This window comes from uncultured Capnocytophaga sp. (assembly GCF_938029845.1).
Classification (GTDB): domain Bacteria; phylum Bacteroidota; class Bacteroidia; order Flavobacteriales; family Flavobacteriaceae; genus Capnocytophaga.
The window spans coordinates 1-13,046 of sequence record NZ_CALHGG010000079.1; the positions used below are offsets into that span (position 1 = coordinate 1).

The 13,046-nt window shown below is 36.9% G+C and carries 15 protein-coding genes and 1 tRNA gene; 14 read left to right on the top strand and 2 right to left on the bottom strand.

The window, feature by feature from the left end; genetic code table 11:
- Window positions 1–8 precede the first annotated feature (8 nt).
- Window positions 9–1,193 carry an SPOR domain-containing protein gene (locus Q0625_RS05790; RefSeq protein ID WP_298824420.1) on the top strand — a complete coding sequence of 395 codons (1,185 nt, stop codon included), beginning with the start codon at window positions 9–11 and terminating at the stop codon, window positions 1,191–1,193.
- A gap of 66 nt (window positions 1,194–1,259) precedes the next feature.
- On the opposite strand, the gene dnaA is transcribed toward Q0625_RS05790, so the two are convergent.
- On the bottom strand, window positions 1,260–2,696 hold the full coding sequence (gene dnaA / locus Q0625_RS05795; RefSeq protein WP_298824421.1) for a chromosomal replication initiator protein DnaA: 1,437 nt from the start codon (window positions 2,694–2,696) through the stop codon (window positions 1,260–1,262).
- 156 nt (window positions 2,697–2,852) lie between these two features.
- Here dnaA and Q0625_RS05800 point away from each other — a divergent pair, with 156 nt between their 5' ends.
- The 3 genes from Q0625_RS05800 (at window position 2,853) to rsmI (ending at window position 4,711) form a co-directional block, all read left to right on the top strand.
- The gene (locus tag Q0625_RS05800; RefSeq protein ID WP_298824422.1) at window positions 2,853–3,254 is read left to right on the top strand and encodes a thioesterase family protein; all 402 of its coding nucleotides are present in this window, start codon (window positions 2,853–2,855) and stop codon (window positions 3,252–3,254) included.
- A 183-nt stretch (window positions 3,255–3,437) separates the two neighbouring features.
- Window positions 3,438–4,034 (top strand): hypothetical protein, encoded by a 597-nt coding sequence (locus Q0625_RS05805; RefSeq protein ID WP_298824425.1) that lies wholly within the window; start codon window positions 3,438–3,440, stop codon window positions 4,032–4,034.
- Window positions 4,034–4,711 (top strand): 16S rRNA (cytidine(1402)-2'-O)-methyltransferase, encoded by a 678-nt coding sequence (gene rsmI / locus Q0625_RS05810; protein WP_298824427.1) that lies wholly within the window; start codon window positions 4,034–4,036, stop codon window positions 4,709–4,711. Before Q0625_RS05805 ends, rsmI begins: the two co-directional genes overlap by 1 nt.
- A gap of 59 nt (window positions 4,712–4,770) precedes the next feature.
- Here rsmI and fbp read toward each other — a convergent pair whose 3' ends face one another.
- Window positions 4,771–5,784: a class 1 fructose-bisphosphatase gene (fbp, locus tag Q0625_RS05815; RefSeq protein ID WP_298824429.1), complete on the bottom strand. Its 1,014-nt coding sequence runs from the start codon at window positions 5,782–5,784 to the stop codon at window positions 4,771–4,773.
- Between the two features lie 143 nt (window positions 5,785–5,927).
- Between fbp and Q0625_RS05820 the strand changes: the two genes are divergently transcribed.
- The 10 genes from Q0625_RS05820 to Q0625_RS05865 all read left to right on the top strand — a co-directional run.
- A complete protein-coding gene (locus Q0625_RS05820; RefSeq protein ID WP_298824431.1) occupies window positions 5,928–6,698 on the top strand; it encodes a TatD family hydrolase in 771 nt (256 codons plus the stop codon).
- Window positions 6,699–6,758: 60 nt separating this feature from the next.
- Window positions 6,759–7,886, top strand: a complete 1,128-nt coding sequence (locus Q0625_RS05825; RefSeq protein ID WP_298824433.1) for a 1-acyl-sn-glycerol-3-phosphate acyltransferase — start codon at window positions 6,759–6,761, stop codon at window positions 7,884–7,886.
- Window positions 7,883–8,911: an asparaginase gene (locus Q0625_RS05830; protein WP_298824434.1), complete on the top strand. Its 1,029-nt coding sequence runs from the start codon at window positions 7,883–7,885 to the stop codon at window positions 8,909–8,911. Before Q0625_RS05825 ends, Q0625_RS05830 begins: the two co-directional genes overlap by 4 nt.
- A 71-nt stretch (window positions 8,912–8,982) precedes the next feature.
- Window positions 8,983–9,070: transfer RNA gene (locus Q0625_RS05835), tRNA-Ser, on the top strand.
- A gap of 43 nt (window positions 9,071–9,113) precedes the next feature.
- Window positions 9,114–9,827 (top strand): MotA/TolQ/ExbB proton channel family protein, encoded by a 714-nt coding sequence (locus Q0625_RS05840; RefSeq protein ID WP_298824436.1) that lies wholly within the window; start codon window positions 9,114–9,116, stop codon window positions 9,825–9,827.
- 25 nt (window positions 9,828–9,852) lie between these two features.
- On the top strand, window positions 9,853–10,251 hold the full coding sequence (locus Q0625_RS05845; RefSeq protein WP_298824438.1) for a hypothetical protein: 399 nt from the start codon (window positions 9,853–9,855) through the stop codon (window positions 10,249–10,251).
- A gap of 3 nt (window positions 10,252–10,254) precedes the next feature.
- The gene (locus Q0625_RS05850) at window positions 10,255–10,881 is read left to right on the top strand and encodes a biopolymer transporter ExbD (RefSeq protein WP_298824440.1); all 627 of its coding nucleotides are present in this window, start codon (window positions 10,255–10,257) and stop codon (window positions 10,879–10,881) included.
- Window positions 10,882–10,890: 9 nt separating this feature from the next.
- A complete protein-coding gene (locus tag Q0625_RS05855; protein WP_021627889.1) occupies window positions 10,891–11,373 on the top strand; it encodes a biopolymer transporter ExbD in 483 nt (160 codons plus the stop codon).
- A 122-nt stretch (window positions 11,374–11,495) separates the two neighbouring features.
- Entirely contained in the window at window positions 11,496–12,713 is a 1,218-nt protein-coding gene (locus Q0625_RS05860) for an exonuclease SbcCD subunit D (protein WP_298824448.1), read from the top strand.
- Window positions 12,713–13,046, top strand: a 334-nt coding sequence (locus Q0625_RS05865) for an AAA family ATPase (RefSeq protein ID WP_298824450.1), incomplete at its 3' end; no start/stop codon positions are given. The genes Q0625_RS05860 and Q0625_RS05865, both read left to right, overlap by 1 nt.

Below are 13,046 nucleotides of genomic sequence, written 5' to 3' on the forward strand. Positions count from 1 at the left end.
ATTGACATATGAAAAATTTAGATACTTATATAGAGGATTTGTTATTCAAGCACCAATGTGTAATCATTCCTGAATTTGGAGCTTTTGTTTCCAACAGGAAAGCTGCTGAATTGGCGGCTGACAAATCTTTTTCTCCTCCACAAAAGGAATTGACTTTTAATGCACGTCTTACCTATAATGATGGCTTATTAGCCAAACATATTTCTGAAGTAGAGCGTTCTTCTTATGAAGAAGCGCAAGGATATATAAAATCAATTGTTACCACTTGGAAACAAGAGCTTAGTTTAGGAAAAGAAGTAAGACTTGCCAATATAGGAAAATTCACCAAGGGAACTGATAATAATATTATTTTCACTTCTTTGTCAAAAGAAAACTATCTTACAGATTCTTTTGGTATGTCCAGTGTGGCTACTAAAGAAATTAATAAGACTGAGACAGGAGTTGAAATAGCCAATCCTATATATAATGATCAAAATAATAAGCCTGGCTTAGTAGAGAACCCTAGTGTAACCCCTGAAGAGGCTGCTGCAGGAAAACCTAAACCTAAAATGCCTATTCCTATAAAATATGCAGCAGTAGCTATTGTAGGACTTTCAGCCATTGGGTTTGCTATCTATTCTTTCTTAAATAACCAAGAGAATCCTACTGTAGTGGAAGTACAAGCTGACCCCACCAAAGTAGAAGAACTTGTCAATGAAGAAGTTGCAAAAGCCACCTATGTCCCTGATGTTCAGCTAGCAGCCACTTCTATACAAGTTAGCAAAGATCCTGCTTTGGTAAAAAAACGTAACGAAGAAAAGAAACGAGCTGAAAAAGAAGCCGCACTTGCTGCCAAGGAAGCAGAAAAAAAGGCTGCTCTTGCTGCTAAAGAAGCAGAGAAAGCTGCAAAACAAAATACAGCAAGTACTTCAACTAGCAATACTGGTAGTAGTAACAGCGGAGGATCTGGCACAAAAGCTTCTGGAAATTTCTTCCTTATTGCAGGTGCCTTTAGTTCAGAATCTAATGCTCATAATCGTATCAAGCAACTCAAAAAAGAAGGGTATAGCAATGCAACAATGGTCGGACAGAATGAAAAGGGATATTACTTAGTAGCTTACAAAAGTTTTGGTTCTCGCTCTCAAGCTGAAAGCTATATGCCTGAAATAAAAAGCAAAGGATTAAGCACTTGGATCTATCCTCCTGCCAAATAATTTAAACTTATATACACAATAAAAAAAGCTATCCAAAAGGATAGCTTTTTTATATCATTTATTTTCTTATCGATTATTTATCTTTGTTGTAAGGTCAGCAAAGAACTTTCGGAACTGCTTATCTGTCTCATTGAGATTATCTACCGTTTTACAAGCATGCAACACAGTAGCATGATCACGCTTTCCTATAAGCTTTCCTATATTGGCCAAAGAGAGCTTGGTGTATTTCTTAGCAAAGAACATAGCCAACTGTCTCGCCTGTACCACATGTCTTTTTCTAGTTTTGGATTGCAATTCCTCCACTGTAAGTTGGAAGTACTCTGAAACAATTTCCTGAATATACTCTACAGTAACTTCCTTCTTGATATTTTTTACAATCTTATCTACCGCTTTTTTAGCCAAATCAAGAGTAATTTCCTTCTTATTAAAGAGAGCTTCTGCCACCAAAGAAGTATTGACTCCTTCTAATTCTCGGATATTAGTCTTTACATTCTGGGCTATATAATCCACAATTTCATCAGTCATCTCTACTCCATCACGATAGAGAATAGCCTTGAGAATACGCTTGCGCATTTGGTAGTCTGGTGCTTGTAGTTCTGCTGATAATCCCCATTTAAAGCGAGAAAGTAAGCGTTGTTCTACATCCTGTATATCCACTGGAGCCTTATCTGAAGTCAAGATTAACTGCTTACCATTCTGATGTAAATGGTTGAATATTTGGAAGAAAACATCTTGTGTTCCTTGCTTGGAAGCAAAGAATTGTACATTATCTATAATAAGTACATCTATCTGTTGGTAAAAATGAATAAAATCGGTACGGTTGTTATTTTTTGCAGCTACTGCATATTGTTTGGTGAAATCCTCTGCCTCAATATATAAAATTTTCTTTTTGGGATGCTTTTCTTGTATCTCATTACCGATAGCATGAGCCAAGTGGGTTTTCCCTAACCCTACTCCTCCAAATATAAATAAAGGATTGAAAGAAGTTCCTCCTGGTCTTTCAGTGATTGCTTTACCTGCGGAACGCGCCAAGCGGTTACTTTCCCCTTCAATAAAGGTATCAAAGTTTTTATTAGGATTCAACTGAGAATCCACTTTTACTTCCTCTATCTCTACAAGGCCTGGTACTATATAGGGATTATACGCTTGTTGTGGTTTTTGCTTGTATCCCAATACCTCCATACTAGTAGCCTTACGATTAGAACTTGGAAGTTGTTCTGTCGCTTGCTCAGTCTTATTAGGATTATTCTCCATCTTAATGTTATAGATGAGCTTAGGACGAGAACCTAACTCCTTAGTTAAGGCACTCCAAATCAGGTTGATATAATGATCCTCCAGCCATTCCATGAAGAACATGCTAGGCACCATAATCACCAAGGTATTATCTGAGGTTAGTTCAACAGGCTCTATAGGCTTGAACCAAACATCAAACACTTCAGTGGATACATTATCCTTTATAAAGGATAAACAATTTTCCCAAATATTCCGTACATCGGTATTCATTAGTTATAAGAAATTTTATATATTTGCGTTTCAAAAATGAGGGGTGAAATTATTGGGCAAAAATGCAACTTTTTTTTGAATAAAAAAAATTTTTTTGCCTTTTTCCGAAAAATATTATTATCTAATTAATTATCAACCAATTAAAATAAAAGAAACATGAACAATTCATTTACCTTTCAAGTGCGCACCCGCTATGGGGAGACTGATCAAATGGGAGTTATATATTACGGTATATACCCACAATACCTAGAAATTGCCCGTGTAGAGTGGCTTCGCAGCTTAGGTATATCCTACAAAGAATTAGAAGAGAAAGGCATTATGTTGCCTGTGGTCTCCCTACAAATTGATTATAAGAAACCCGCCTTATATGACGAGCTACTCTCCATTACCCTAACCCTAAAAGAGCTTCCTACCTCCAAAATTACTTTTGAATATGAGATATTCAATGAGCAAAAACAACTACTTTCCAAGGCTAATACGACACTTGTATTTGTAGACAAAAACACTTTTAAACCAATAAAATGTCCGTCTTTTATCTTGGAAAAGATAAATCTTTAGGGTAAAATTCGTATATTTGTCCCTTATTTTACCAAAGGCACTTCTATAATTGTATTCAAATACACACAATCCTCTGGTTTTCTTCCCTTTAGATAAAGAAAGACCTCTTAGAAAGCCTCTTGTATAATATAGGACAAAGATACAAAAAATATTTGAACACATCACAAGAAAAAATATTATTTTATGAAAGAAGAAATTCAAATAGATATGGTGAAAATTGCTCAAAAGATACTCACCAATCCTACTTTCTTGGATAACTCCGAACTCTTAGTTAAGGAATTACAAAAGCTTTACGAAAGGGCTTTGTTATTCAATTTCTTAGAAAAAAATCATCCTGAAACACTTAAAAAAAACACCTCTGCCACTCCCTCCCCTACTACTAAGAAAGTAGAAAAAGAAACTCCAGTACAAGCAGAGCCTCATAACTCTAACAATACATGGGAGAATATTCGCTCGCAAGCCCCTGAAAAAGAGGTTATCTTTGAGGAGAAAACACCTACTCAAAAAACACAAGCAGAGGCTCCTAAAACTCTCAATGATCATATAGCATCCAAACAATTACAGATAGGATTGAATGACCGTATTGCCTTTGTTACACATCTTTTTGATGGAAGTATAGATGAATACAACAAGGCTATTGGTATGATCAATAATCTACATACCCCTGACGAATGTTGGGAGTTTATTCTTCAGAAGGTAAAACCTTCCTACAATAATTGGCAAGGAAAGGAAGAATATGAGGATAGGTTCTTTTATATTGTCTCTAAACGTTTTGGATAATGGGAAAGCTCTATTTAATCCCCACCCCTATTGGTAATCTGCAAGATATTACTCTAAGAGCCTTACAAATACTCCAAGAGGTAGATCTCATCTTGGCAGAAGATACACGTACCAGTGGCAAACTCCTCCAGCACTTTAACATAAGCACTCCTATGCTTGCTCACCACAAGTTCAATGAGCACCAAACTCTCGAAGGAGTGATCAGAAAACTCAAAGAAGGCAAGGAGCTTGCCCTTATCAGTGATGCAGGTACTCCTGCCATTGCTGACCCTGGTTTCTTATTGGCTAGAGCATGTATCACAGAAGGCATTCCTGTGGAAACTCTTCCTGGGGCAACAGCTTTTGTACCAGCTTTAGTCAATAGTGGGCTACCCAATGATCGTTTTGTATTTGAGGGCTTTCTCCCAGATAAGAAAGGACGACAAACTCGCCTAAAAAACCTAATAGAGGAGACTAGAACCATCATCTTCTATGTCTCTCCTCACAAACTGGTAAAGACAATAGAGGAGTTTGCCCAGTTTTTTGGCAGTGAGCGCAAAGCAAGTATCAGCCGTGAACTTACCAAAATACATGAAGAAACCCTAAGAGGCACCTTGGCTGAACTTTTAACCCATTTTCAAAATCAAAATCCAAAAGGAGAATTTGTAATAATTCTTGCAGGAAAAGAATCAAAATAAAAAGGGTGTAAGGCTAAAGCCTTACACCCTCAAGCAAATGTGTTTCTATTATACATTCATTATTTTGCCTTTTGCATGAACTCCTCTATAGTATTGACCATGGAACTACTTCCACAGAAGAAAGGTGTACGCTGGTGTAGCTCTGTAGGCTCTATCTCCAAAATTCGTTGGAAGCCATTAGAAGCCTTTCCTCCTGCTTGTTCTGTAAGGAAAGCCATAGGATTGCACTCATAGAGCAAACGTAGTTTTCCATTAGGTGACTGGGAAGTAGAAGGATACATGTAGATACCTCCTTTGATCATATTTCTATGAAAATCTGATACCAGAGAACCTATATAGCGAGATGTATAAGGGCGATCATCTTTTTCTTCTTGACAATATTTGATATAATCCTTTACTCCCTGAGGGAATTTTATATAATTTCCTTCATTGATAGAATATATCTTTCCTTTTTCAGGAAATTTCATATCAGGGTGTGATAGGTAGTAGCTACCCAAAGATGGATCCAAGGTGAAGCCATTCACTCCCTTACCTGTAGTATAAACCAACATAGTAGAAGAACCATACACAATATATCCTGCAGCTACTTGGTTTACTCCTTTCTGCAAGAAATCCTCCAATTGTACAGGAGTACCTTCAGGAGTTATTCTTCGATAGATAGAGAAAATAGTACCTACCGAAACATTTACATCAATGTTGGAAGATCCATCAAGTGGATCTATGAGCACCACATATTTGCTTAGTTCTGAGTTTTCTCCATTCTTAATTTCAATAAAAGTGTCATTTTCCTCAGATGCTATTCCGCAGACTACCTCGCGCTGAGAAAGAGACTTGATGAAGGTCTCATTGGCAATAACATCTAATTTTTGTTGTTCTTCGCCTTGTACATTTTGGTTGCCTACAGCTCCCAAAACATTAGCAATACCTGCCTTATTAATGGCACGGTTAACCATTTTTGAAGCAATCTGCAAACAACTAATAAGTCGTGATAATTCCCCTGTAGAGTACTTGAAATCACGCTGTTTCTCAATGATAAACTCCCCTAAGGTGGGCAGACTTTTTTCTTCTTTCATGTTAATATCTCTTTATTTTAGTACTGCGAATTTACAATTTTTTTTCCATATGACGATGTATTTTATTTAGATTATAACAAATTTAACATTTCTAATCTTCAAAAATAATTACCTTTGCAAGCCTTTAAAAATGGTTTTCAGAGATGATTATTGACACACATACCCATCTGTATGTAGAACAGTTTGATACAGATTATAAGGAGGTTATCCAAAGAGCTATAGAGATAGGAGTAGAAAAATTCTTCCTCCCTGCGATAGATTCTACCTATACTGAACGTATGTTTCGCCTCCAAAAAGCATACCCTAAGGAAGTGTTCCTTATGAACGGGCTGCACCCTTGCAGTGTGAAAGAAGATTGGGAAAAAGAACTTGCCCATATAATTGCCCTTATGCAGACACACCCAAAAAGCTTCTATGCTATTGGAGAAATAGGAATAGACCTCTATTGGGATCGCACCTTTTTGGAAGCTCAAAAAGAAGCCTTTCGCCAACAAATTCACTTAGCCAAGGCTCATAAGCTCCCTATTGTTATTCATTGCAGAGAGGCCTTTGAAGAGATTTTCCAGATACTTGAAGAGGAAAAAGACAACGAATTATTCGGTATATTCCACTGTTTTTCAGGAAATAAACAGCAAGCTGAGCAAGCTATCTCCTATGGGCTAAAATTAGGTATAGGAGGAGTAGTTACCTTTAAGAATGGAAAAATAGATACCTTTCTCAATTCTATACCTTTGGAACACATCGTTTTAGAAACCGATTCTCCCTACTTAGCTCCTGTACCTTTCAGGGGAAAGCGCAATGAAAGTAGCTATCTTACTTATGTGATTAAAAAACTCTCTGAACTATATGAAGTTTCTGAAAATGAGATTGTTAAACAAACTACAACTAACGCACTCAAAATTTTCAAACTCTGATTGTTCTTTTTTTAATAAATTTTGTGTAACTTTGCACTGTTATTATTGAACCTCTATATTTTGACTGATTTTTCTCAAATACGCCCTTTTCACGATAGTGAGGTGTCTGAGATATTGAATTATATCAAGGACAACCCCACCATACATCAATTACTGCAATTTGGCTTTCCCAAGCTTAGTGAGCAGGAGCAGATGAAGCTATTTCTTTCGTGTAAAAAAATAAGAGATTTTCAGTCAAGGATCATGTATCCTATTATTAAGAGCGCTATTAATAAGAGTGTTACACAGCTTTCCGATGAAGGCTTTGAATACCTCAATCCTTCTCAGTCCTATTTATTTATTTCTAATCATAGAGATATCATACTAGACACCTCTTTTTTAAATGTGTTATTACATGAAAAAGGATTTAAGATGACTGCTTCAGCCATGGGAAGCAATTTGGTTAATACCCCTTTCCTACTAGCCTTTGCCAAGCTTAATCGCAATTTCATTATACACAGAGGATTATCACCAAGAGAAACTTTGCAGAAATCTCAATTAGTGTCCAAATTCATCGCTCGATGTGTGATTGAGAAGAATCGTTCTGTATGGATTGCACAGCGAGAAGGACGCACCAAGGATGGGGATGATCGTACCCAACAAGGTGTTATCAAGATGCTTTCCATGAATTGTCCAAATAACATGTCTCTGATGAACTATTTCAAACAGTTACATATAGTTCCTATGGCAATTTCATACGAGTTTGATCCTACTGATATCCTAAAGATTCCCGCTCTCCTGGCACAACATCATGGGGTGGAATATGTCAAAAAAGAAAATGAAGACTACAATAATATTGTACAAGGCCTTGTAGGACAGAAAGGCTGTGTGCATATCTCGGTAGGAAGACCCCTATATGAAGAATTAGACGTTATCGCCGAGCAAGAAGAGCATACCAACCGACAGATACAAACACTCGTGGAGCTTATGGACAACAGGATCCATTCCCAGTATAAGCTATTTGCAAGTAATTATATAGCTTATGATTTGCTCAACGATATGGAAAGATTTTCTGACAAATATACAGAGAAAGAACTTAGACAATTTGAGAGACGATTAGAGAATAGAAGTAATTCGGAAGGCAATATTTCTCGTAAAAAATTCTTAGAAATGTATGCCAATCCTGTCATTAATAAATTAAAATTATGACTAATAGAACAAAAATTCTCCTCATCTACACAGGAGGTACCATCGGGATGGTAAAGGATTATGAAACAGGAGTGTTACGCCCTTTCCGTTTTGAAAAAATCAAAGAGCGATTGCCTGAACTTTCTCAGTTAGATAGTGATATAAATCACGTCTCTTTTGATCCTCCCATTGACTCATCGGACATGAATATTTCCCATTGGGAAAGAATTGCCCAAAGTATTAAGGAGAATTATGACAGTTACGATGGCTTCGTTGTCCTTCACGGAAGTGATACCATGGGATATTCAGCCTCTGCACTGAGCTTTATGTTAGAAAACCTAGCCAAACCTGTAATCTTCACAGGTTCACAGCTTCCTATAGGAGACCTCAGAACCGATGCGAGAGAGAACCTAATCACTTCTATTCGTCTTGCTAGCTTGAAAGAAAACAACAAACCTATTATTCAAGAAGTATGCTTATATTTTGAATATAAGCTATACCGAGGAAATAGAACTACCAAGATTGATGCGGAGAATTTCCAAGCATTTGACTCTCCAAACTATCACATATTAGCTGAAAGTGGTGTGCACTTAAAAATACATCATGAATACCTATATCAAAGAATACCTGAAGAGAAACTACAACTCTTTACTGAATTTGACCCCAATGTAGCTTTCTTGAAGATTTTCCCTAATATTACTCAACCTATATTAGAAGGCATTCTGAGTATTCCTTCTCTTAAAGGAGTCGTTATGGAAACTTTTGGTTCGGGGAATGCACCTACTGAGGATTGGTTCTTAGAAACCATAGAAAAAGCCATAAAAAGAGGAGTTACTGTAGTCAATATTACACAATGTATGCGTGGATTTGTGCTTCCTAACAAATATGAAGCGGGTTCTCACTTTGAAAATATAGGGGTTATCAACGGAAAAGACCTCACTAGTGAGGCTGCTATCACTAAATTGATGTATTTATTAGGAAAGAATCTAGATAACAAAACTCTGAAAATCAAATACGAAAAAGAAATACAAGGAGATATATCATAAAATTTTACTAAAAAAGATTGAGGTATCATTTTTTTATTGTAATTTAGCGGCTTGTAAAATGATACTTATTTAGAGAGGTGTCCGAGTGGTCGAAGGAGCACGCCTGGAAAGTGTGTATACGCCAAAAGCGTATCGAGGGTTCGAATCCCTTCCTCTCTGCTTTATTTTATTAATTTAATATCCACCTAAAAAATTGAAAAAAATGAAAAAAATGTATTCAAAGTTGGCCTTAGCCGCATTATTTTTTATAAATGTTGGTGCTACTTTTGCTCAAGAAGCAACTCAGAGAAGTGTAAATCAAAGTTTTAAAGAATACTTCATTAAGGGAGGCCCTGCCTATATGGCACCTATCCTCTTGTGTCTTATCATTGGACTTGCTGTGGCTATTGAGCGTATTATTTACCTAACTATGTCCACTACCAATACTAAAAAGTTATTGGAAAATGTAGAAGATGCTCTTAAGAATGGTGGTACAGAAGCAGCTAAAGAAGTATGTAGAAATACTGCAGGTCCTGTAGCTTCTATTTTCTATCAAGGACTTGATCGCGTAGATGAAGGTATTGATATCGTAGAAAAATCTGTTGTATCTTACGGAGGTGTACAAATGGGGCTTTTGGAAAAGAATGTATCTTGGATTTCCCTATTTATCTCTATCGCTCCGATGTTAGGGTTCATGGGAACAGTAATTGGTATGATTCAAGCATTTGAGAAAATCAGTTTAGCAGGTGGTTTGGATGCTTCTTTGATTGCTGGAGATATCCAAGTGGCGTTGCTTACTACTGTATTTGGACTTATCGTTGCGATGATTCTTCAAGTATTCTATAACTATATTGTAGCTAAAGTGGATAGTATCGTAAATGATATGGAAGATGCTTCTATTTCACTTGTTGACCTATTGGTAGCTTACAAAAAATAATTACTAACCCTTAAAATCTCTATCCATGCACAAAATATCAAGATTAATAGCGCTTATTTTGGGCGTTATAGGACTTGTTCTTTGCGGTTGGCTTATGGTTAGTTCCGATGAGACCAAGAACAGCATTGACAATTTCCCTATGGTAGGTATGTTCGGCGTAGCTTATTTGCTATTGGTCATTGGATTAGTAGTAGTTATTTCTTCTGCTGTAAAGAACATATTATCCTCACCTAAATCAATTAAAAAGACCTTACTCTATGCAGGAGCTTTTTTAGGAGTAATTATTATATCCTACCCTCTTTCCTATGTATTGTTTGGTTCAGACAGTAACTACCAATGGATAAGTGCTGGTATTATGGCCACTTATCTGCTCATACTCATCTCGTTAGTGTCTGTAGTTTTCTCAGTTATTAAAAGAACTTAAAAAATGGCAAGACGTTCAGTACCCGAAGTAAATGCCGGATCTATGGCGGATATAGCATTCCTTTTGCTTATATTCTTCCTTGTAACGACCGACATCACATCCAATGCGGGAATAGCTGCAAAATTACCGCCTAAAGTTCCCAAACAAGAACAACAAGAGCCTCCTATCAACGAACGTAATTTGTTCGTAGTATTAGTCAACAAAAATAATCAACTTCTCGTAGAGGATCAAATATTAGATATAAAGAACCTTAGACAAAAAGCAGTTGAATTTTTGGACAACGGAGGTGGAAAAGCCGAAGAGGCTTGTAGCTATTGCCAAGGCAAACATGACCCTGCTTCATCAGACAATCCTAATAAAGCGGTTATCTCCTTACAAAATGACCGAGAAACCAATTACGAGACTTATATCGCTGTACAAAATGAACTAGTAGCAGCCTACAATGAGTTACGTGAAAGAGAGCGACTAAGATTGTTCCCCAATGAAGTTACTTACACAGAGATGGATGCAGAATTCAATGCTGCAAAAACCCCTGAAAAGAGAAAAAATGAACTAAGACCAAAGTTGGAAAAATTACAAGAATTATTTCCTAGAAAATTGGTGGAAGCAAGTGTAAAAAAAGATAAATAATTTAGAATTATGGCAAAGTTCAATAAGAAAAAAAGTGATGAGGTACCTCCTATCTCAACTGCATCTCTGCCTGATATTATCTTCATGCTTTTGTTCTTTTTTATGACTGTTACCCAAACTAAAGATGGGGAAATAAAAGTAGCCAATGACATTCCATCGGCTAATCAAGTACAAAAATTGGATAAGAAAGACCCTGTTATATATGTATATGCAGGAGAGCCTTTACAAAGATATCAAGATAAGTTTGGAAAAAATGCAAAACTTCAGATTAATGATGTGTTTGTAGATGTAGATCAGGTAGGTACCCCTATCCTTAAATACAAAGAAGGGCTACAAGAAAGATACAAAGAAGTATTTATCACCTCCTTAAAGATTGATAAGCATACCAAAATGGGAATCATTGGAGACTTGAAAGAACAGTTGAGAGAGATTAATGCTTTGAAAATTAATTACATAACTAAAGAAGGAAAACCTGCTGTGTTAGGTGATTAATCAAACTTTAGAAAATTGTAGTTTTTATAGTTTATATTATTTTTATAAGAATCCGTGAAATATATATTTTACGGATTTTTTCATAGATACTTCTTTGGTGAAATTTTATACCCGATTTGACAATGAAAATTCTTCATACTGCTGACTGGCACTTAGGAAAAAAATTAGATCGCTTCTCCCGCATAGAAGAGCAGCGATCTGTAATGGAAGAAATCGTACAAATAGCTGATAAACAAAAGGTAGATGTGGTAATTATCGCTGGAGATCTTTTTGATAATTTCACCCCCAATACTGATGCTATCGAACTATTCTACAAGACTGTCAAGAGGCTTTCCCTAGGGGGGTATCGCCCTGTGATTGCTATCTCTGGTAATCACGATGCTCCTAAGCTCATTGATGCCCCTGATCCCTTAGCTCGTGAATGTGGTATCTTTCTCATAGGTCAGCCTTATGCTGTGGTCACTCCTTTGGAAACAGAAAATTTCAAGATTACTCATTCTTCAGAAGGTTTTATAGAGATAAAACTATCTTCCTATCCCTACCCCCTGAGAATTATCCATACAGCCTATGCCAATGAACCACGCCTTAGACAAGAGTTAGAAGGAGACAAACAGCTTTCTATCAATCAATTTCTATCCAACAAATGGCAAGCGCTTGCAGAGCGTTACTGTGATAGCAAAGGAGTAAATATCCTTACTGCTCATCTGTTCATGAATCCTAAGAATGGGGAATCCTTAGAGGAACCCGAAGGAGAACGCCCTATAAGAATCGGAAATGCAGACATGATCTACACCGATGCCATTCCTCCACAGATACAATACACCGCCTTAGGACACTTACACGGATTCAAAAATATCGGTAGCGAGGAAAAGCCTATTGTATATGCCTCCTCTCCCCTATGTTATAGTTTCAGTGAAGCTGGACAACAAAAATATGTGGCCATCATAGAGGCGGAGCCTAACAAGGCGATAAGCCTTAACAAAATACCCCTTACCCAAGGCAAACCGTTGGTCAGAAAACAATTTGCCTCTATAGAGGAAGCAACCAAATGGCTCAGAGAGAATCCCAATACTTGGGTAGAACTTACCCTTGAACTGAAAGAATACTTAAGGGCTGAAGATAGAAAATTAATATACAATACCCATGAGGGAATTGTCTTTCTCATTCCTAAACTACTACTTACTGCAGAGCATACCTCATCTACTGAATTATCACTGCAAGATATTAATTTTGAGAATATTACTCCCCTATTTGAAAGTTATTTCAAATATAAAAATGGCGGCATAGCCCCTAATCAGGAGATTTTAGATTTGTTCAACGAAGCTATCAATATAGAATAATGCTACCCTTATATCTCACTATCGAAGGAATCTATTCCTACCAAGAAAGACAACATATTGACTTCACAAGCCTTACCAGTGCTGGATTATTTGGTATCTTTGGCGCAGTAGGTGCTGGGAAATCCTCTATTTTGGAGGCTATTACCTATGCCCTATATGGAGAAACCGAACGCCTGAACAAGGCTGACAAAAGGGGGTACAACATGATGAATCTCAAGTCCAACCATATCTATATAGAGTTTGAGTTTCTCAACTTTGAGAACCGGCAGTTACGGGTAGTTAGAGAATTCAAGCGCAACTCTAAGAAATTCGAGGATGTAAAAACCCCTACCG